General features: G+C 70.5%; 21 protein-coding genes. 5 read left to right on the top strand and 16 right to left on the bottom strand.

What is annotated here, in order from left to right:
* From FHX46_RS05015 to FHX46_RS04985, 7 genes are read right to left on the bottom strand one after another with little or no spacing between them, the layout of a single operon-like run.
* Positions 1 to 828, bottom strand: coding sequence for a carbon-nitrogen hydrolase family protein (locus tag FHX46_RS05015; RefSeq protein WP_167111075.1), 828 nt, complete (start codon positions 826 to 828; stop codon positions 1 to 3).
* Positions 819 to 2,264, bottom strand: a complete 1,446-nt coding sequence (locus FHX46_RS28400) for an aldehyde dehydrogenase family protein (protein ID WP_167111074.1) — start codon at positions 2,262 to 2,264, stop codon at positions 819 to 821. Before FHX46_RS28400 ends, FHX46_RS05015 begins: the two co-directional genes overlap by 10 nt.
* Positions 2,255 to 2,761 carry a helix-turn-helix domain-containing protein gene (locus FHX46_RS05005; RefSeq protein WP_167111072.1) on the bottom strand — a complete coding sequence of 169 codons (507 nt, stop codon included), beginning with the start codon at positions 2,759 to 2,761 and terminating at the stop codon, positions 2,255 to 2,257. Before FHX46_RS05005 ends, FHX46_RS28400 begins: the two co-directional genes overlap by 10 nt.
* Positions 2,758 to 3,783, bottom strand: coding sequence for an alcohol dehydrogenase catalytic domain-containing protein (locus FHX46_RS05000; RefSeq protein ID WP_167111070.1), 1,026 nt, complete (start codon positions 3,781 to 3,783; stop codon positions 2,758 to 2,760). The genes FHX46_RS05005 and FHX46_RS05000 overlap by 4 nt, the downstream gene beginning before the upstream one ends.
* A 28-nt stretch (positions 3,784 to 3,811) precedes the next feature.
* Positions 3,812 to 4,312 carry a flavin reductase family protein gene (locus FHX46_RS04995; protein WP_167111068.1) on the bottom strand — a complete coding sequence of 167 codons (501 nt, stop codon included), beginning with the start codon at positions 4,310 to 4,312 and terminating at the stop codon, positions 3,812 to 3,814.
* Between the two features lie 18 nt (positions 4,313 to 4,330).
* Positions 4,331 to 5,560 (bottom strand): enolase C-terminal domain-like protein, encoded by a 1,230-nt coding sequence (locus FHX46_RS04990; protein WP_208400006.1) that lies wholly within the window; start codon positions 5,558 to 5,560, stop codon positions 4,331 to 4,333.
* Positions 5,557 to 6,684 carry an LLM class flavin-dependent oxidoreductase gene (locus FHX46_RS04985; RefSeq protein ID WP_167111066.1) on the bottom strand — a complete coding sequence of 376 codons (1,128 nt, stop codon included), beginning with the start codon at positions 6,682 to 6,684 and terminating at the stop codon, positions 5,557 to 5,559. The genes FHX46_RS04990 and FHX46_RS04985 overlap by 4 nt, the downstream gene beginning before the upstream one ends.
* A 197-nt stretch (positions 6,685 to 6,881) precedes the next feature.
* Here FHX46_RS04985 and FHX46_RS04980 point away from each other — a divergent pair, with 197 nt between their 5' ends.
* Positions 6,882 to 7,922, top strand: coding sequence for a LacI family DNA-binding transcriptional regulator (locus FHX46_RS04980; RefSeq protein WP_208400005.1), 1,041 nt, complete (start codon positions 6,882 to 6,884; stop codon positions 7,920 to 7,922).
* 27 nt (positions 7,923 to 7,949) lie between these two features.
* Here FHX46_RS04980 and FHX46_RS04975 read toward each other — a convergent pair whose 3' ends face one another.
* Genes FHX46_RS04975 through FHX46_RS04955 form a run of 5 tightly spaced genes read right to left on the bottom strand, consistent with a single transcriptional unit; the run spans position 7,950 to position 13,151 of the window.
* On the bottom strand, positions 7,950 to 9,398 hold the full coding sequence (locus tag FHX46_RS04975) for a purine-cytosine permease family protein (RefSeq protein WP_167111064.1): 1,449 nt from the start codon (positions 9,396 to 9,398) through the stop codon (positions 7,950 to 7,952).
* A 16-nt stretch (positions 9,399 to 9,414) separates the two neighbouring features.
* Positions 9,415 to 10,326, bottom strand: a complete 912-nt coding sequence (locus FHX46_RS04970; RefSeq protein WP_167111062.1) for an LLM class F420-dependent oxidoreductase — start codon at positions 10,324 to 10,326, stop codon at positions 9,415 to 9,417.
* A gap of 7 nt (positions 10,327 to 10,333) precedes the next feature.
* Complete coding sequence (locus FHX46_RS04965) at positions 10,334 to 11,050, bottom strand: RraA family protein (protein ID WP_167111060.1); 717 nt, start codon at positions 11,048 to 11,050, stop codon at positions 10,334 to 10,336.
* Positions 11,044 to 12,108: a CapA family protein gene (locus tag FHX46_RS04960; protein ID WP_167111058.1), complete on the bottom strand. Its 1,065-nt coding sequence runs from the start codon at positions 12,106 to 12,108 to the stop codon at positions 11,044 to 11,046. The genes FHX46_RS04965 and FHX46_RS04960 overlap by 7 nt, the downstream gene beginning before the upstream one ends.
* Positions 12,105 to 13,151 carry an Ldh family oxidoreductase gene (locus FHX46_RS04955; protein ID WP_167111056.1) on the bottom strand — a complete coding sequence of 349 codons (1,047 nt, stop codon included), beginning with the start codon at positions 13,149 to 13,151 and terminating at the stop codon, positions 12,105 to 12,107. Before FHX46_RS04955 ends, FHX46_RS04960 begins: the two co-directional genes overlap by 4 nt.
* Positions 13,152 to 13,297: 146 nt before the next feature.
* Here FHX46_RS04955 and FHX46_RS04950 point away from each other — a divergent pair, with 146 nt between their 5' ends.
* Positions 13,298 to 14,203, top strand: a complete 906-nt coding sequence (locus FHX46_RS04950) for a polysaccharide deacetylase family protein (protein ID WP_167111054.1) — start codon at positions 13,298 to 13,300, stop codon at positions 14,201 to 14,203.
* Positions 14,204 to 14,416: 213 nt separating this feature from the next.
* On the top strand, positions 14,417 to 14,827 hold the full coding sequence (locus tag FHX46_RS04945) for a hypothetical protein (RefSeq protein WP_167111052.1): 411 nt from the start codon (positions 14,417 to 14,419) through the stop codon (positions 14,825 to 14,827).
* Between the two features lie 52 nt (positions 14,828 to 14,879).
* On the opposite strand, the gene mptB is transcribed toward FHX46_RS04945, so the two are convergent.
* From mptB to FHX46_RS04925, 4 genes are all read right to left on the bottom strand, one after another.
* Positions 14,880 to 16,175: a polyprenol phosphomannose-dependent alpha 1,6 mannosyltransferase MptB gene (mptB, locus tag FHX46_RS04940; RefSeq protein ID WP_313886028.1), complete on the bottom strand. Its 1,296-nt coding sequence runs from the start codon at positions 16,173 to 16,175 to the stop codon at positions 14,880 to 14,882.
* Between the two features lie 70 nt (positions 16,176 to 16,245).
* On the bottom strand, positions 16,246 to 16,563 hold the full coding sequence (locus tag FHX46_RS04935; RefSeq protein WP_313886027.1) for a winged helix-turn-helix domain-containing protein: 318 nt from the start codon (positions 16,561 to 16,563) through the stop codon (positions 16,246 to 16,248).
* Positions 16,560 to 17,309 (bottom strand): hypothetical protein, encoded by a 750-nt coding sequence (locus tag FHX46_RS04930; RefSeq protein WP_167111048.1) that lies wholly within the window; start codon positions 17,307 to 17,309, stop codon positions 16,560 to 16,562. The genes FHX46_RS04935 and FHX46_RS04930 overlap by 4 nt, the downstream gene beginning before the upstream one ends.
* Before the next feature lie 86 nt (positions 17,310 to 17,395).
* Positions 17,396 to 17,884: a D-alanyl-D-alanine carboxypeptidase family protein gene (locus FHX46_RS04925; protein ID WP_167111046.1), complete on the bottom strand. Its 489-nt coding sequence runs from the start codon at positions 17,882 to 17,884 to the stop codon at positions 17,396 to 17,398.
* 87 nt (positions 17,885 to 17,971) lie between these two features.
* On the opposite strand from FHX46_RS04925, the gene FHX46_RS04920 reads away from it, so the two are divergent.
* Both FHX46_RS04920 and FHX46_RS04915 read left to right on the top strand, forming a co-directional pair.
* A complete protein-coding gene (locus FHX46_RS04920) occupies positions 17,972 to 18,667 on the top strand; it encodes a response regulator transcription factor (protein ID WP_167111044.1) in 696 nt (231 codons plus the stop codon).
* The gene (locus FHX46_RS04915) at positions 18,660 to 19,757 is read left to right on the top strand and encodes a sensor histidine kinase (RefSeq protein WP_167111042.1); all 1,098 of its coding nucleotides are present in this window, start codon (positions 18,660 to 18,662) and stop codon (positions 19,755 to 19,757) included. Before FHX46_RS04920 ends, FHX46_RS04915 begins: the two co-directional genes overlap by 8 nt.

Below are 19,757 nucleotides of genomic sequence, written 5' to 3'. Positions count from 1 at the left end.
TCACTCTCCTTTGAGTGACACGGGGGACGGGGTGGCGGGACAGGGATGGGCGCGCAGGACCGGGAGGTCTGCACGGGCTCGCTCGACGAGGTCGAGATCGAGATCGGCGATCGCGGTGCCGGGCTCGGCACCGAGCTCGGCGCGGACGCGGCCGTACGGGTCGACCACCACGCTGCGGCCGATGCCCGCCGGAACCGGGGAGGCGTCACGCGATCCGGTGTGGGCCGGCGGACTGTGGCCGCAGGCGACCAGCCAGGACGTCGTGTCCAGGGCGCGGGCGCGGGTGAGCAGCTCCCACTGCGCCCGCTTGCCGGGGCCGGCCGCCCAGGACGCACCGACGAGGAAGGCCCGTGCACCGGCTTTGGCGAGCAGGTCGAACAGCCACGGGAACCGGAGGTCGTAACACGTCGCGAGGCCGAAGCGGACCCCGTCGACCTCGATCAGGGCGGGCGCCGTACCCCGGGCGATGCGGTCGGACTCCCGGTAACCGTACGCGTCGTACAAGTGGATCTTGTCGTACCCGCGGTGCTGTCCTGAACCGGTGACCAGGGTCGTGTTCCACACGCGGCCGCCGCCGGCGGGCCGGAACATCCCGGCGACGACGACGAGGTCGTGCTCGTCGGCGATGGACCGGACCTTCCGTGCCCAGGGGCCGTCGAGCGGCTCGGCCACCGCCCGCAGGTCGGTGCCGAACGCCGCCATCGTCGCCTCCGGGAACAACGCGATACGCGCTCCCCGTGCCGCCACCTCCGCGGCGGCCCGCGCCACGAGGTCCAGGTTCGCGGTGGGGTCGGTGCCCGCGGTGATCTGGCACAGCCCTATCCGCACGGCTTCCCCCGCAGCACGATCGACTTGGTGCGGGTGTAGCTCGCCAGCGCCTCGAAGCCCTTCTCGCGCCCGTGTCCCGAACGCTTGACGCCGCCGAAGGGAACCTCGACACCCCCGCCGAAGGTGTTCACGTACACACATCCGGCCTCGGCCTCCCGGGCGAGCCACAGCGCCCGGTCCACGTCCTTGGTCCACACGCCCGCGACCAGCCCGTACTGGGTAGCGTTCGCCAGGCGCAGCGCTTCGGCGGGCTGGTCGAAGGGGAGGACCGCCAGGACCGGGCCGAAGATCTCCGCCTGCGCGGCCGCCGAGCCGGGGTCCACCTCGTCGAGCAGCGTCGGCGAGTAGTAGAAGCCGCCGCCGGGCACGTCCGCGGGCACCGAGCCACCGGTCACGATCCGGCACCCGTCCGCGGCCGCGGCGACCTGCCCGGCGACCCCGTCGCGCTGCCGTGCCGAAATCAGCGGCCCCACGTCCGGGTCCTCCGGCCCCGGCCCGAGCCTCGCCTTGGCGAACCGGTCGGCGATGTCGGCGATGACCTGCGCGTGGATCCGCCGCTCCACCAGCAGACGCGACCCCGCCGAACAGGTCTGTCCCGCGTTCTGCAGGATCGACGAGACCACCGCGGGCACGGCGGCGTCCAGGTCGGCGTCGGCGAAGACGATGTTGGGCGACTTGCCCCCGAGTTCCAGGGTCACGGGCACCGCGTGGGCGGCGGCCGCCCGGGTGACGGCCGCGCCGACCGAGCCGGAACCGGTGAACGACAAGTGGTCCAGGCCGGGATGCGCCGCAAGCGCCGCGCCGGCCTCCTCGCCGTACCCCGGCACGATGTTGAGCACACCGGGCGGCAGTCCGGCTTCCAGCGCGAGATCGCCCAGCCGCAGCGGGGTCAGCGGCGCGTCCTCGGCCGGTTTCACCACGCAGCAGTTGCCGGCGGCCAGTGCAGGCGCGACGGTCCGGCCCATCATCGCCATCGGGTAGTTCCACGGGATGATGTGCCCGGTGACGCCGTGTGGTTCCCGGACCGACAGCACCATCGTCCCGGGCGCACTCGGCTGCACCACCTCGCCGTGCAGCGCGAGCACCGTGCTCGCGTAGAACTCGAAGTAGGCCGCGGTGGTGTGCACGTCGGCGCGGGCCTGGCTGAGCGGTTTGCCGGTGTCACGGCTCTCCAGCGTGGCCAGTTCCGCCAGCTCCTCCCGGATCGCGGTGGCGAAGCGGCGCAGCACCTCGGCTCGGTCGGAGGCGGTGCGGTGTCGCCAGTCGTCGCGGAAGGCCCGCCGTGCGGCCGTCACGGCCTGGGCCACTTCGGCCTCCCGGCAGCGGGCCACCGTGGACAGGGGTTGTCCCGTCGACGGATCGGTCACCGTGATCACGTCGTCCGTCGCGACGTGCTGCCCGCCGATCAGCGCGGCGACCTGTCCGGCTACCTGCATGCCACACCTCCCGCCGCGGTCACGAGTTCCCGCCCGCCGGCACGTGCCGGAGCCGGCGGAAAGGCCCACTCGGTCAGCCCGAACTCCAGGCTCCACAGCGCCGCGGCCTGCGCCACCGAACGGACCCCGAGCTTGCGTTTGGCCCGCAGCCAGTACTCGCGCACGGTGTTGGTCGTGACGCCCATCGCGCGGGCGGCTTCCTTCATCTGCATGCCCGCGGCGAAGCAGCCCAGCAGGTCGCGTTCCCGGGCGGACAACAGCCCGATGTCGGCGGGCTCGGCACGCAGCGTGAGACCGTGTGCGGCGAAGTCCCGGCTGACCGAATCGGCGTCCACGTCACCGGGGGTCAGGATCGTGGCGTGCCCCCGGCCGTACCGGGCGGACAGCACGGGCAGCCGTGACTCCGCGCAGTAGGCCATGGCGGCCGCGAACTGGTCGGCTCTCGCGGGTCCGGTGAAGACCACCGGTGGGGCGAGCGGGCCCGTGGTTCTCCTCATGCAACACCGTCCTTCCCGGCAGGCACGCCGCTGGGCGTCACCTGCACCTTGATCCCGGCGCCGGACCGCACCGCGGCCAGCGCGTCCGCGTAGGCGTCCAGCGGGAACTGGTGGGTCACCATCTCGTCCGCGGCGATGACGTCACCGCGGGCGAGCAGGTCCAGTGCGCGGCCGAACGTGCCGCGGATGCCCATCGAGCCGAGGATCGTGATCTCGTCGGCGGCCAGACGTGCGGGCGAGACCGTGACGGCGGCATCCTGGGGGGCGACACCGAACTGCAGGAACGTCCCGCCACGCACGACCCGGCCCAGTCCGTCGGCGATGGCGGCCGGCACTCCGGTTGCGTCGATGACGACGTCCCACGCCCCGCGATCGAGCTCGTCGGCGGAGGCGACGGCGGCGTCCGCGGCGAACCGCTTGGCGTCGGCGCGGCGGCGCTCGTGCACGTCGACGACGTCGACGCGGGACGCACCGCCACGTGCGGCTAGCTGGGCCAGCAGCAAGCCCATCGTGCCGGCTCCGTAGACGAGGTACGAACTGCCCGCGTGCCGTGGCAGCCGGTCCAACCCGCGCAGCGCGCACGCCAGCGGTTCGGCCAGGGTCGCCCACGCAGCGGGCATCCCGTCGGGCACCCGGAACGCCTTGTCCTGAGCCACGCGGACGAACTCGGCGCACCCGCCGTCGAGGGTCAGACCGGTACCGCCGAAGTGGTCGCAGAGGTTGTCCTGCCCGAGCCGGCACTGCCGGCACAGTCCACACTGGAACGACGGGTCGGCGACCACCCGGTCCCCCACCTTCCAGGCGGACACCTCGGGACCGACGGCGACGATCTCGCCGGCGAGCTCGTGACCGGGAACCAGCGGGTAGCGCGTGCTGGCGAAGTTTCCTTCCACCACGTGCAGGTCGGTCCCGCAGACTCCGCAGTGGTCGACCCGGACGATCACCTCACGCGGCCCCGGCCGTGGATCGGCGACCGTGCGCAGGGCGAACTCTCCGGGCCGGTCGATGACTATGGCTTTCACTCCGATGCTCCCCTTTCCGGCCCCGCCGTCACGACGCGAGGGCGTGCATGTCGCCCTTGAAGAAGACCAGCGGTGTGCCCGGCCGCGCTTCCAGCCCGACCACCCGGGCGAGGATCACGTGGTGGTCTCCCCCGTCGACGACGGTGGTGATCCGGACCGCGAGCCAGGCCAGCACTCCGTCGAGCACCGGCGTGCCGGTCACCGGGTCCGGTTGCCAGCGCACCTCGCGGAACTTGTCCGGGCCGGGTTTGCCGAACCGCCACGCGAGGTCCTGCTGCTCCGCGGAGAGCACGTTGACGCAGAGGTGCTCCGACCGCATCAGCCGCGCCCACGTGCGCGAGTGCCGCCCCGCGCAGAGCAGGATCATCGGAGGGGACAGCGACAGGGAATGGAATGCCTGCACGGTCATCCCGACCGGTCCGTCACCGTCCAATCCGGTCACTACGGTGACACCCGATGCGTAGGAACCGGCCACGTCGCGCAGCAGGGCTCCGTCGACCGGTGGGGGTTGGGGTGACGCCGATGTCATGGCTGGCTCCTTTGCGTGTCAGTCGAAAACGAGTTCTTCGCGGGCCTCGATCTTGTCCTCGTCGAGGTCCATGCCCAGACCCGCAACCTCGGGTGGCCGGATCTCGCCGCCGACGGGCCGCACCGGGTTGGCCAGGAAGTGCTGCCGCACCGCGTTGGCGCGGATCAGGTACTCCACTCGCGGGATCGTCGATGCCGGGTGGGCGAACGTGAGGTGGGTGTTGGCCGGCACCGAGTGGCCGTGTGGGATGAGCGGAACGTCGTGCACGCTCGCGAGTGCGGCGATCTTGCTCATCTCGGTGATCCCGCCCGCCCAGTAGGTGTCCGGCTGGTACACCGACATCGCGCGCCGGCGCATCAGCTCGTGCAGGCCCCACCGCGTGTACTCGTGCTCGCCGCCGGCGATCGCGATCCGCCCGGACAGTCGCCTCGTCAGCTCCACGTAGGATTCGTGCTGATCCGGCATGACCGGCTCCTCGATCCACAGTGGACGTATTTCCGCGAGCCGGTCGGCCATCCGCAGTGTGTACGGCACGTCCCAGGACATCCAGGCGTCGAACATCAGGTCCACGTCGTCACCGGCCGCTTCGCGGGCCGTCCGGGCCAGTGCGAGATTGGCCCGCTCGCCTTCCGGACCGTCCGCGGGTCCGTGCCCGAAGAACCACTTGATGGCGCGGTAGCCCTCGGCAACGGCCTGCCGGGTCCGGGTCCGCACGGCTTCCGGGTCGAGGGACGCGCCCAGCATCGAGGCGTAAGCCGGTGCCGACGGCCGTGTCGGCCCGCCGAGCAGGCGGTGGACCGGCGCGTCGAAGAACCGGCCACGCAGGTCCCACAGTGCGCAGTCCAGTGCGCTGATCGCGAGCATGTCCAGTCCCTTGCGGCCGTGCACGCTGGCCCGGTAGAGCACGTCCCACGCCCGCTCCACGGCCAGCGGGTCGGCGCCGAGCAGCAGCGGCGCCTTGGTCCGCGCGATCACCATGGCCTGCTCCGGGCTGATCGGCCCCGCGGTGCCGGTCAGCCCGGCGTCGGTGTCCACGTGGAGGAACACCGACCGGACCAGGTAGCGCCCGCCGGCGGTGCGGCCGAGGGGGTGGATGAACGCCGCGCCGTCCCCGCGGAACTCGGGGTACCGGTCCAGCGGCCGGTGCTGGCGGTCCTCCCACAGCTCGCCCGGCCAGTCCAGCGTGCCCGTGTAGGTCACGCAGCGGATCCGCGTGATGCGCATGTCCTCCACCACCGCCTCGTTCACCGCTGCCGGGTGGCGATCCGCTCGAGCCGCTCGTTCGCCAGCGGCATCACCTTGTTGATCATCAGATCCATGGAGTGGAACCACGGCTCGGGATCGTCGGCGAAGTCGAAGGTCAGCCCGAGCAGCGTGCCCCAGCCACCGGCCTGCTCGTACTGCTCGACCAGCCGGTCGGCGACCGTGCGGGGCGAGCCGACGAGCCAGATGGTGCGGGCGAGGTACTCGGGCGTGATGGCGTCACCCTCGACGTCGGCGTCCGGCGGGACCATGTAGTGCCCCAGGCCGCTGTTGACGAAGGCCGGGACGAGGTAGTCGCCGAGGATGCGCCCCATCGCGCCGGTGGTCGCGAGCCGCAACGCCTCCTCGTCGGTGTCGGCGACGAGGAACTCCCGGGCCACTCGCCACTGCCGGCGGTCGGGGGTGAGCCCGGCCTCCCGCGCGCCCTCGCTGTAGGTCTCCCAGTGCTGCGCGAGGTAGTGCGGGCTCAGGTTGAGGCTCATCGGCAGGAATCCGCGCTGCCCCGCGACCCGCAGGGTGCGCGAGTTGGGAGCCAGGCCGGCCATGCCGATCGGCGGGTGCGGCTGCTGGTACGGCTTGATGTGCGGTCCGCCCTGGAACTCGTCGTAGGCGGGGTACTCGAACGACCAGTACTTGCCGCGGTGCTCGAACGGGCCGTCCGCCTGCCATATCTTCAGCAGGATGTCCAGCGCCTCCTGGGTCATCTCCAGGTTCTGGACCAGGTTCGGGGAACCGTCGGGGTTGCGCTGCATGGTGCCGAACAGCGCTGCGTCACCGGGGATCGAGCCGCTGCCGACGCCCAGCATGTACCGCCCGGCAGCGAGCTGGTCGAGGTAGGCGATGCGGTGAGCCAGCTCCACCGGCTGGTGGTAGGGCAGCAGGTGCGCACCCGGCGCCAGAACGATCTGCCGGGTTTCGCGCAGCGCCTGGGCGATCAGCAGGTCGGGCGCCGGGACCGGCTCCCAGCCGACGGTGAAGTGCTCCCCGATCCACGCCTCGCGGTAGCCGAGCTCGTCGGCCCGCTTGATGACCGACAGGTCGAACTCCGCTGCCGCGCGCGGGTCCCGCTCCGGCGGGTGGCAGGGCATCAGGAACAGGCCGAGCTCCATGCGAAACGGCTCTCCTTCGCTCGCGTCGTCACCGCCTTCCGGCGTTGGCGACTGATCTTCTGGGAACAAATCGGGAACGTTCCCTGTTCGTGGTAAGCAGCTTGAACTCCAGAATTCTCGTTGTCAACCCCGCGAGTGGGACGACATCTGGTTTACTGGGTTCAGAAACCGCGTTCATTCCCGGGAAGGATGCCTGCGTGCCAGCGTCCCCTCGGTCGCCGGAGCGGCGACCTCCGACCATCCTCTCGATCGCCGCGGCGGCCGGGGTCTCCAAATCCGTCGTGTCCCGCGTGATGCGCAACGAACCGGGGGTCAGCGCGCGCAGCCGGCAACGGGTGCTCAACGCCGCCGAGTCGCTCGGATACACGCCCAACGCGGCCGCCCGGAGCCTGGTGCAGAAGCGATCGAACAACATCGGGGTGCTGGTCACCGACCTGCACAACCCGTTCTTCGTCGAGGTGCTGGACGGCATCAACCGCGCCGCGGCCGAACACGGGTACCGCACCATCATCACCACGAGCAGCCGGGACCCGTTGAGCGAGTCGCACGCGCTCCAGCAGCTCATCGAATTGCGCGCGGACGCGATCGTGCTGGCCGGCCCGCTGGGACTGGGTACGGAACTGGTCGCCGACGTGGCCGGGCGCGTGCCCGTGGCCAGCCTCGAGGGCAGCATCCGCGTGCCCAGCGTCGACCTCGTGCTGGGCGACGACCACCAAGGTGCACAGCTCGCCGTCGAGCACCTGGCCGCTCTGGGCCACCAGCGCATCGCGCTGATCGACGGCGGTACCGCACACGCCGCGACGCGGCGCCGCGCCGGGTACGAAGACGCGATGCGACGCCTGGGGCTGGCGGACCAGATCCACGTCGCACCCGGCGAGTTCACCGAGGAGGGCGGCTACCAGGGCGTGCACCGGCTGTTCAGCCGGCCCGGACCGCGCCCGACCGCGGTGTTCGCGAGCAACGACCTCGCCGCGATCGGCGCCATCAACGCCCTGGAGAGCCTGGACCTGCGAGTGCCCGGCGACGTGTCGGTGGTCGGCTACGACAACACCTGGCTCGCCGCGATGCGGCACATTTCCCTCACCACGATCGATCAGCCGCGGCCGGCCCTGGGCGAGGTGGTCGTCGCCGCTCTCCTCCGCCGGATCGACCAGGCCGGCGGCGAAGGACGGCACCGACTGCTGCCCCCGCGCCTGGTGGTCCGCGCGACGACGGCTGCCCCGCGCCCCCAGGACTGAGGGCACGGGGCGACCGAGGTCCGGCCGCTACTGCACCGGCTGGCGCGCCACCGCCGTGGCGGTCGCGGGGACGACCGGGTCGAGCGCGGTCGCGAAGACCCCCGACCTGCCGGCGAGCGCCTTCGCGCTCACCGCGTAGCCGAGCGCCGTGACAACCATCCCCACGAGGTTGGGGACCGCGGCGGCAGGCAGGAGGTTGGTACCGGCGAAACCGGCTACCACCCAGCCGATCGCCAGCCAGTTCACCCCACCCCAGTACCGGTAGCGCCGGGACGCGTCGTACAGCGCAGGCACGTCGATCCGGCACCGCCGCAGGTACAGGTAGTCGGCGACCAGGACACCGGCGAGTGGCGCGAACACCGTGCCGAGCACGCTCATGTATTCGGTGTAGCCGTTGACCAGGTCGGGCACGAGAACTAGAGCCACCCCGAAGACCGACACCGCGAGCGTCGACCAGAACCGGCCGATCTTCGGAGCGATGTTGGACACGGCCATGCCACCCGTGTAGAGGTTGAGCACGTTGACTGTCCAGTTGTCCAGCACGATGAACACGATCAGCAGGGTGAGAACGACCGGCTTCCCGGACGCCATCGCGGCCACCACGTCGAAGGCGTTGCCCTGTTGTCCGCGCGTGGCCGCCGCCGCGTAGGCGCCAAGCGCGCTCACCAGGACGGTGCCGACCAGCACCGCGGACGCGGTGCCGATCCACATGTCCGCGCGGCTGCGGGAATAGCGGCACCAGTTCGACGCGTCGGTGATCATGCTCAGCCAGCCCGAGGCGACGCTGTTGATCCACAACGCCAGCAGGGGCCACGACAGCCCGCCGGTGTTCCAGGACAACGCCTCATCGACAGCGAATCCCGGTTCCCGGTGCGTCATGAGCAGCACCAGGAAGAGCACGGTGAGCGTGATCTTGACCGGGAACGCGTACCGGGACAGCTTCTTCAGCGAGTCGTAGCCGACCAGCGCCACCAGCATCTGCAGCGCGGCGAAGGCCAGGCTCACCGGCAGCAGCGGGATGTCGTGACCGGTGAGGATGCGCAGGGCCGCGGTGATGCCGAGCGAGCCCGCGATCGTCTGGAAGGCGAACCAGTAGATCGAGGCCACCACCCGCAGCGCCGACGGGCCGATCTTGGCACCGTGCACGCCGAACGGCATGCGCAGGGCGACCTCGCCCGGCAGCCCGTGGTCCACCCCGAGCGTGGCCATGACCAGGTAGGCGCCCAAACCGATCGAGGTGCCCGCCGCCACCGCCAGCAGAGCCGCCCAGAACGACAGTCCCGCTGCCACGGCAAGCCCCGCCACCAGGACGTTGCCGGGGTTCACCACGATGTTCAGGATGATCAGCGATATGTCGTACCAGCGGACCGTGCGCAACTCGGGCGGGACGGCCTCGATGCCGAACTGCTCCACTCCGCGTGGCTGGCGGTAGCGACGCGCCAGCTCGAGTGTCCGGTCGTCGGGGTCACGGGCCATGGCTGCTCTCCTCGATTCATCGGATGGTCCCCCCGGTCAGGTCCACCACGTGCTCGGCAAGGAGCTCGATGGTCTTGAGATCGTTTTCTTGCGCCGTGCCGACCGCGTCCGGGTCGTAGGTGTCGAACACCACGGCGGCGACCCCCAGGTCCTCGAGTGCGTGCAGATCGGCCCGGATCTGGTCGAGAGTGCCGCTCCCGGCGACCCGGCCCGCCCCGTTCACCGGGTAGTCGGTGAGCCGGACCTTCAGGCGGGGCGCAACAGCCGGTGCCGCTCGCCCTGCCTCCTCGGCGAGTTCCGCCAGTTCCCGGGCGCCCTGCCGGATCTGCTCCACGGTCAGGTGCAGCGGGTGCCAGACGTCGCCGAACCGCGCGACCCGGCGCAGCGCCGGCCCGGTCTGCCCGCCGACCCACAGCGGGATGTGCGGTTTCCGGTGTGGCAGCGGCTCGGCACGCACGTCCGTGAACCGCACGAACTCGCCCTCGTAGGAGACCAGCGGCGAGGTCCAGGTTGCCTTGAGCACGGCGAGGTACTCGTCCGTGATCGCCGCCCGCTGGGCGTGGTCCACGCCCAGCGCCGCGTATTCCTCGCGAGCCCAGCCCAGTCCGACACCGAGCACGAGCCGGCCGCCGCTCAGCTGGTCGAGGCTCGCGGTCATCCGGGCGAGCAGCAGCGGATGCCGGTAGGGGACCACGAGGACGGTCGTGCCCAGCTCGATCCGGCTGGTGTGCCCGGCGAGGAAGGCAAGCGTGACCAGCGGGTCGTAGAACGGGGCGGGGTACAGCTCCGCCACGTCTTCGGTGATCGCGACGTGGTCGGAGATCATCACCAGGTCCAGCCCGATGTCCTCGGCGTGCTGCCCGCGCCTGGTCAGCACTTCGGGCGTGACGCCCGGCCCATTGTTGATCAGGTTGATACCGAACTTCACAACTGCCTCAGCTTTCGTCGGTCCGATGGGGAACGGGGACGGTGCCGTCCCGCAAGAACCGGGAGAGGTGGGTCCGCATATCTTGAGGCAGGGGGTACGCCTCGTCCAGCGCCCACCCGGCGGCGAGCAGCCGTTGGGAGAAGTCCTCGGCGGCAGCCTGGCCGGGTGCGCGAGCCAGCAATTCGTCCAGCAGCGCTGCCGGGATCACCAGCACGGCCTCGTCGTCGGCGAGGATCCAGTCGCCCGGCTGGACGAGGCAGCCACCGCAGCGCACTGCGACGTCCGCCTCCCACGGCACCAGCGCGACGGAACTCGGATCCGGGTGCAGGCCCCGCGCCCAGACCGGCAGACCCACTCCTCGCATGCCCGGCACGTCCCGCACCGCACCGTCGGCCACCACTCCGGCGGCGCCGAGCCGCTGGGCGCGGGCGGCCATCATGTCCCCGAATACGGCAGCACCGGTGCACTCGAGCGCGTCCACCACCAGGATCTCGCCCTCCTGCAGCGTTTCCACCGCCCGCCGGGCCACCGGTGAGCCGGGTACGTCCTCCCGGGCGGGCAGGTAACGCAGTGTCCGGACCGGACCGGCAAGCGTTCCGGTGCCCACTACCGGCCGCAGTCCCGACACCAGGGTCCGGCGGATCCCGAGTTCGGCGAGCACGGCACGCACGACCACCGTGGGCAGTGCCCGCAGCCGCTCGCTGCGTTCGTGAACGGTCAGCACGTGCGATCACCCACCCCGACCACCTCGCCGTCGAAGGTCAGGGACGTGTCCAAGGGCCCGGACAACCGGATCAGCTCCCGCGCGATGCGTTCCCGGTCGGCGGGCCCGGCGAGTCCCGGAAGGCCGTCCGGTCCGGTCATCGTCGGGTGGAGGTGCATCCGGTAGCTACCGGTGGGTGCCACCTCCGCTACCGCCAGGTAGCCGTCCGGTGACATCGCGTCGTAGATCCGGAGGATGTCCGCGGAGACGCCCGCACGGGGTTGCTGGGCGATGAAATTGCCGGGGCTGTAGAGGATTACCTTGTCCCGGTAGCGTTCCACGCCTTGCAGACCGTGCACGTGCGAGCCCAGGACGAGGTCGGCGCCGGCGTCGATCAGTGCGTGTCCCAGCGGGCGCTGGTACTCCGCCAGCGCCGGACCGAAGCCGAAGCCCCAGTGCACCGAAACCGCCAGGAAGTCCACGTCGCCGCGGAACTCGGCGATCCGGGCCGTCACCCGCTCCAGGTCGCCGGCAACGACCCGGGTCCGGACGACGGGCGGCGCCCCCGGCTCCTCCAGCACACCCGCCCCGTCGATCTCGAACGAGGTCGACACGTGGATGGGCGCGATCCCCGGGCGGTCGGCGGCGGCGGCGAAGCCGGGCGGCAACAAGCACGACCAGGCGAGGAAGCCGACCCGGACGTCGCCCACCCGGAGCACGCAGCCACGCTCGGCCTCCCGCAGCCCCGCCCCGGCGCCGGTGTGGCGGATGCCGACGCGGTCGAGCTCACCCATCGTGCCGGCGACGGCGTCGAAGCCGTAGTCCATGCTGTGGTTGTTGGCCAGGGCCACCACGTCGAACCCGAGCGCGCGCACGTCGTCAGCGAGCCCGGGCCGCGCCCGGAACGTAATGAGCTTCTCCTGCGGGCACCCGCGGTCGGTGAGAGCGATTTCCAGGTCGCCGAACGCGACGTCGGCCGCGGACAGCAGCCCGGCGACGCCCCGCACCGCCGGCCGGAGCTCGGCGCCGAGCGGCCGGGTGGGCACCAGGTCCCCCACGGCAGCAAGGGTGAAGGTCATGATTCACTCCCGTCGAATGGATCCGGCACGCCGAGGGTTCGCGCCAGGGCGGCGAGCTGCGCCGCGAGATCGGCGGAGATCTCGATCCCGTGCCGACGGCGTTCGCGCTCGGTGTGTTGTTCGCGCTCCCCCGGTAGCAGCACCGCGTCGCGTACGTCGCCGGCCCGCAGCTGGCCGACCAGTTCCTCGACGCGGGTCTCGAATTCGGTGCGGTCCAGGAACAGCTCGGGTGATATCGCGATGACCAGGTGCCCGACCCCGCCGTCCGGGTGGTCATGTGCGTCGGCCCGGGCGCCGAACCGCGATCCGGTGAGGACCCCGGCCAGCAGGTCGACGATCAGCGCCAGGCCGAAGCCCTTGTGCCCGCCCATGGGCGCGAGCAATCCGGCGGCCAGCGCGGTTCGTGCGTCTGTGGTCGGGCGGCCGTCGGCGTCCAATGCCCAGCCTTCCGGGATCTCCCGGGATTCCGCCGCCGCCAGCCTGATCCGGCCGAAGGCCGTCTGGCTCATGGCCATGTCGAGCACGATCGGCGGGTGCGGCGCACGGCGGGGAATCGCGATGGCGAGCGGGTTGTTGCCCAGCAGGGGGCGCCGGACACCCGGTGGGGCGAGCACCGGACCGGTGTTCGACAGGACGATCCCGGCGAGCCCTGCCCGCGCGATGCGCTCCACGTAGGTGGCGCCCATGCCGAAGTGGTGGCTGTTGCGCACCCCGGCCACACCCACCCCGCGTTCCGCCGCCGTCCGCACCGCGAGATCCGCCGCCAGCAGCGTCGGCACGTAGCCGTATCCGCCGCCCGCGTCGACGAGCGGGTGCCCCCCTCGCGGGCGGCGGACGGTCACGGCGGGATCGGGCCGGACCCGGCCCTCACGCACGGTTTCGGCGTACTGCAGCAGCCGCAGCACACCGTGGCTGTCCAGCCCGCGCAGGTTGGCCGACACCAGACACTCCGCGGTCGCCGCGGCGTGGTCCGCCGGCATGCCGATGCTCGACAGCACGCGCGTCGCGAACACCGTCAGGTCACCGTGCTTCACAGCGGGCATCGAACGTCCTTTCCGGATTCTCGGTGTCGGCTCACGCTAGGACGCCGGGCCGGACAGGGGCAGTCCTCAAACTGTGGGACAGCGCGGAGCCCGGTGTGGGCCGTACAGTCCGGGCTCGGACCGGCAGGCCGTTCGAGGAGGAGTGAGTGAGTACTGCGATTTCCCGCGATTTCGTGGGCTACGGGGAATTCCCACCGGACTTCGAATGGCCCGGTGGCGCGCGGCTCGCGGTCGACGTGGTGATCAACTACGAGGAGGGCGCGGAACGCAACGGCCTCGACGGCGACACCACTCGTGAACACCTCGTCGAAGCCCGCTACGACGTCCCCGACGGCGAGCGGGAATTGTTCACCGAGTCCACCTTCGAATACGGCAGCCGGGTGGGGATCTGGCGCCTGCTGCGGGTGCTCGACGCGCATGGCGTCGTCCCCACGGTGTTCGCCTCGGCGCTGGCCCTCGAACGCAACCCGGCCGTCACCGCCGCCCTGCTGGAGCGCGACTGCGACTTCGTCGGCCACGGCTACCGCTGGATCCCGCACACCGGCATGACGCGGGAGCAGGAACGGGACAACATCCAGGCGTGCGTGCGGTCACTGGAAAAGCTCACCGGACGGCGGGTCCAGGGCTGGTTCACCCGGCCGCCGAACACCGTGCACACCAGGTCGTTGCTGAAGGAATGCGGGCTGGTTTACGACTCCGGCGCCGTGAACGACGACCTGCCGTACTACGAGGACGTGGACGGCGAACCGTTCCTCGTCATCCCGTACAGCCTCGACGTCAACGACACCAAGTTCTACAAGCAGCAGTTCTTCACCGGCGAGGATTTCGCGCGGTACACGCTGGACTGCTTCAGCTTCCTGCTCACCGAAAGCAGGTGGCGCCCGCGGATGATGTCGATCGGGCTGCACCCGCGCATCATCGGCCGTCCCGCCCGCATGGCGGGCTTGCAGCGGGTGCTCGACCAGATTGCGCACCGCTCGGACGTCTGGCTCGCCGGCCGGGACCGGATCGCGGACTACTGGCGCGCCCACCACCCACCTACATCGGGGTGATCCGCCTCGGCCGGGCTCTCCGCGGGACCGGTCCCTCACGCCCGGCATGCGTCGCCCGGCCTGCCGAACTTCGCAGGCCGGGCGATTTCGTGCGGCGCGGATGACGCCAATGCCGAGAGGATTGTTGAACGATCCTCTTGTCAGATTGACCACTGGTCCAGTACCTTGCTCGTCATCGATGGCTGAACCCGCAACTCGCCGAAAGGCCCGATCATGAAGCTCCGCAAGACCCTGCTCACCGCAGGCACGATCGCCGCAACCGCGACAGCCGTACTCGCCGGAACCACCACCGCCTCGGCCACCACCGACCCGCCGCCGCCCGGTGGCTGGGACTACGTCATCTCGGCGCCTGGCGCAATACTATACATCAAAAAACACGGCGACATCTTCAAGCTCTGCGACACCCAGGCGAACAACTATTCCGCGCAATACGACGTGGGCTATGTGGAAGATGATGAGTGGCATTCGAGGGACTGGGCCTCCATCAACGGTCTTGGAAAGTGCGTAACTCATCGCGCATCGCAAGGTGGCCGGCACAACCTCCCTGAACGAAAATTGACCGTCTTCGTCGAGGGCACTTTCAGCGGCAAACGCGTCATGCAGGACTTTCCGAACGATCGCTGACGTGGGCGAAGGCGCCCGCCGCCACCCCGTCGGGGCGGGCACCTTCGCCATCTCATTCGGACACGAGGCCAGGCCGTCGGGTGCGCGGCAGCAACAGGACGCCGCCGAGCAGGAACACGGCGGTCAGGTACCCCGCGAAGAGAACGCCGGGACTTCCCGCGGCGGGCGGGAGCAGGAGTGCGACCACCGCGCTGAGCCCGGCGAGCACCCAGCGCGACCGTCCGGTCCGGACACCCGCCGCCAGCGGCAGGAGTGTCCACAACAGATACCACGGTTGCACGACCGGACCGGTGACGAGCATCGCCGCGAACACCAGCCCGACACCGTGCACGGCGTGGAACCGGCCGTGGAACCCGCCCCACAGCAGTCTCACCGCCACCACGGCACCGACCACCGCACCGGCCCACACGCACGTCCTGATCGCCGCGTCGGTGAGGCTGGTGCCGGCCAGGGCACCGATCAGGAAGCCGAGCTGGTTGGTCGGTGCCAGCCAGCTGTGCACCTGCGCCGGGGAACCGGCCGCCGCGATCCGGCCGAAGCCGAGCCCGGTGCCGGCCGCGATCGCGGTGGACACGAGCAGGAAACCCGCGGCCACACCGAAGACCACCGCGACCCGGTCCCGGGTGTGGGTCGCGCGGCGCGCCAGTTCCACCGCCAGGAAGCACAGCGCCGCCACCCCCACGAACTTGATGTTCGCCGCGACCGTCAACAGCACGACACCGGCGGCGACCCGCCCGGACAGCGCGATCTCCAGCCCGGCGAGCAGCAGGCCCATCAGGAGACCCTCGTTGTGCACCCCGGCAACGATGTGCCACAGCAGCAGCGGGTTCAGCAATCCCAGCCACACCGCGGTGGACGGCACGACTCCCGTGCGCCGGGCTAGCCGGGGCAGGGCCCAGGCGATCAGCGCGACCCCGGCCAGTTCGACGAGCCGGAACGACAGAACCGTTGCCACCACGTTCTGCCCGGCGAAGTGCGCGATCACGCGGGACAGCTCGACGAACGCCGGACCATACGGCGCCGGTGTGTCCTGCCAGTAGACGCTGACCAGCTTGGTCACCGGGGAGTCCGCGCCGAGAGCGGCGGCCGGACCGAGCCGGTACGGGTCGAACCCCAGGTCGGCGACCGTCCCCTGGGCGAGGTAGCAATACACGTCGCCGCTGAACAGCGGCCGCGCGGCCAGCAGCGGAACGCACCAGGTCGCCGCGATCAGGTACAGCCGCCGGACCCCGATCGTGGAGGCGTGACGCCCCAGTTCCAGCCACGCCAGTACGACGACGCCCATGCCGGTCAACCCCAACGCCAGCGCCACGACCGACGACACCGGAAGACCCGAGGTGACGACCACCAGGGTCGCAGTACCACCGAACCCGGTCCACTGTGCACGGGTCGTGAGTGGACGGTGCCGCGGGAGGAGGTCAAGTTCTGTCACGGGAACCCAGGCTGTCGACGATGGCGGAGAGCGCGGCGATCTCCTCGGCGAGGGCGTCCCGGCCGCGTGGAGTGATGCTGATCCAGGTGCGGGGCCGTTTGCCCTCGTACCCCTTCTCGACCGTGATCAGACCCGCTTCCTCGAGCACCGCGATGTGCCGCGAGAGGTTGCCCGCGGTCAGGTTCAGCGTCGTGCGGAGGTAACCGAACTCGACCCGTTTGGACTCGACCGCGATGGTCAGGATGCCCAGCCGGTGGCGCTGGTGGACGACCTCGTCGAGACCGCTGGTCGGATGTGCGCTCACCGGGCAGCCCTGTTGGTCCAGACCAAGGCGATCAGCCCGCCGGCGAGGAGTACGGCCGCGGGAAAGGCGAGGTCGCAGAGAAGCTGCAGGCGTGAGTCGTGCACGAGGTCCGGGTGCCAGATCCCGGTGTGCGCCAGCGCGTTCGACATGTCGTAGAGATTGGCCAGCAGCGCGGTGCCGGTGAACGCGACCCCGATGGCGGCGCACAGCGCGCTGCGTTCGAGCCAGGCGAGGACGAGCAGTCCGGCGGCGATCACCAGCAGCCCGGCCATGCCGCGGATCAGGTACACGCCGAGGGACGCGAAACCCAGTACCGAGAACAGGACCACGGCGAGGCGGCGACCCCGGCGCCAGCTGATGAGCACCCCGACGGCCGCGCCGAGCATGATCGGCAGGTTCACCTCCGGGCGTGAATACAGCCCGAAGAACAGCGTGGACAGCAGCGGAGCCCCCACCGCGAATCCCAGCACTGCCGCGCCCGCGGCCAGCAGCCAGTTCGTGGTGTCGGCCTCCACCCCCACGCGCACGCCCCGCCGCCGGTACCACAGTGCGGTCACGACGACACCGCCGATCACCCCGGCCAGCCAGAAGTTCCGGTGGACGTACGGCGCCACCAGGAGCAACGCACCGAACAGCAGCAGCGGGAACGGATACCCCCACCGGTCCTGCCGGACCTTGCGGCGGAGCGTTCGCAGATCCTCGAGGGTGGCCGCGGCAGCGTTCTCGTCCCCCAGACTCGATTGCATACGCATCAGGTTTGCAGAACAAACCTAATGCGTCAAGCCCCGCACCTCGGCGAGTGGACACCCACGGACAGCTCTCCGCCTGCTGCTCACTGCTGCATCCTCGGATCGTGCGTGGGGTCGTCGTACAGGGGCGGGCAGCCGTGTTCGACCGCTTCGGGACGCAGTTCGTAGTGCCAGGGTTCGTTGCGGTAGATCTGGCACAGCCCGTACTCGGCGCCGTGCTCGGACAACCACGCCCTGGCCTCGGCGGGCCCGAGGTCGACCGCCTGCCCCGCCACGTGAGCAGAGGTCTCCGCCGTGGTCACCCACCGGGCAGCTTCCCGCGCCGAGCCGTACTTCGCGACCGCTGCATCGCGTAGTTGTTCCTGGTACTCGGGGGAACGCCAGCCACCGTTGACGAAGAACTCCACCCCCTCGGCCGCGGCAGCGGTTGCGGCCTTGCGCAGGGCAGCGAGCAGATCGGGGTCGAGGTTGGCCACGGCCGGGACCTCTTCGTCGAAAACGGACACGGGGATGGGGACCGCGCCCTCGGCCTCGCCGAGGGCGCGCCGGACGACGGATTCGCTGTAGGGCATGCGTCCAGTGAAGGCAGTGCGGTGTTGCCAGGCGGTATCCGGTTTTCGATATGCGGGCGATATGCGTCAGCTCGTAGTATCGCGACTGTGCGTGTGCTGATCGTCGAGGACGAACCGTATATGGCCGAGGCAATCCGTGATGGCCTGCGCCTGGAAGCGATCGCCGCGGACATCGCCGGTGACGGCGATACCGCTCTGGAACTGCTGAGCATCAACGCCTACGACATCGCCGTCCTCGACCGGGACATCCCCGGCCCCTCCGGCGACGAGGTCGCCAAACGCATCGTCGCTTCCGGCAGCGGCACCCCGATCCTCATGCTCACCGCTGCCGACCGTCTCGACGACAAGGCCTCCGGGTTCGAACTCGGAGCCGACGACTACCTCACCAAGCCCTTCGAACTCCGCGAACTCGTGCTCCGTCTCAGAGCACTCGACCGCAGGCGCGCCCACAACCGGCCCCCCGTGCGGGAAATCGCGGGACTGCGCCTGGACCCGTTCCGCCGCGAGGTCTACCGGGACGGCCGCTACGTCGCGCTCACCCGCAAACAGTTCGCCGTGCTCGAAGTTCTCGTCGCTGCCGAAGGCGGTGTCGTCAGCGCCGAAGAACTCCTGGCACGAGCGTGGGACGAGAACGCCGACCCGTTCACCAACGCTGTGCGCATCACCGTTTCGGCCCTGCGCAAACGCCTCGGCGAACCCTGGCTCATCGCCACCGTGGCCGGCGTCGGCTACCGCATCAGCACCGAAGCGGAGACCGGGCGCGCGGGAGGGGACCGTGAATAGACCGCCCGGGTTGAGCGTTCGTCTCAAACTCACGGTCAGCTACGCCGGGTTCCTCATGCTCGCCTGCGCCTTGCTGCTCGGCGCAGTGTGGGTGTTCCTGCTGCGTTACGTACCCGAGGTGATCCGCATCCCCGGGTTGTACATCCACATTCCCAACCGCTCCGACCTCCAGCGCGCCTTCGTCCCGAAAGCAGTCGCAGCGCTGGCGTTCCTGCTGGTGTTCGGTCTCCTGGGCGGATGGGTCCTCGCCGGCAGGATGCTCTCGCCCCTGACGCGCATCACCCACGCCACCCGCCTCGCGGCGGAGGGATCGCTCGCCCACCGGATCCATTTGGAAGGCCGCAACGACGAGTTCCGCGAACTCGCCGACGCCTTCGACACGATGCTCGCACGGCTCGAAGCACACGTCGCCGAACAGCAGAGATTCGCGGCCAACGCCTCCCACGAACTGCGCACCCCGTTGGCGATCACGCAGACACTCCTCGACGTGGCCCGCAACGACCCGAGCCGGGACACCGGCGAACTCATCGACCGCCTCCGCTTCGTCAACACCCGGGCGATCGACCTCATCGAGGCGCTGCTCCTGCTCAGCCGCGCCGACCAGCGGTCCTTCACCCGGGAACTCGTCGACCTGTCGCTCATCGCGGAAGAGGCCACGGAAACGCTCCTTCCCCTCGCGGAAGCACGCGGTCTGACCATCGAGACCTCCGGCGACATGGCCCCGGCCAGCGGCTCTCACGCGCTCCTGCTGCAGATGACCACGAATCTCGTGCACAACGCGATCGTCCACAATCTGCCCGAACACGGCACGGTGCACGTCCACACCGCCGTCCGCGCCGAGTCCGTCGTGGTGACCGTCGAAAACACCAGCGCGAAGCTCTCCCCCCAGCTGGTCTCGACACTCACCGAGCCGTTCCAGCGCGGCACCCAGCGCATCCGCAGTGACCACGCCGGTGTCGGCCTCGGCCTGGCCATCGTCAAGAGCATCGTCCAGGCACACGACGGAACGCTGACCCTCACCCCCCGGGCCGCCGGGGGGCTCTGCGTCACGGTGCGACTACCCGCGGCGCCGCGGCACACCGGCGCATGA

Source organism: Amycolatopsis viridis (assembly GCF_011758765.1).
Taxonomy (GTDB): Bacteria; Actinomycetota; Actinomycetes; order Mycobacteriales; family Pseudonocardiaceae; genus Amycolatopsis_E; species Amycolatopsis_E viridis.
Note: the sequence above shows the minus strand (reverse complement) of the source record. Positions and strands in the feature narration are given on the sequence as shown.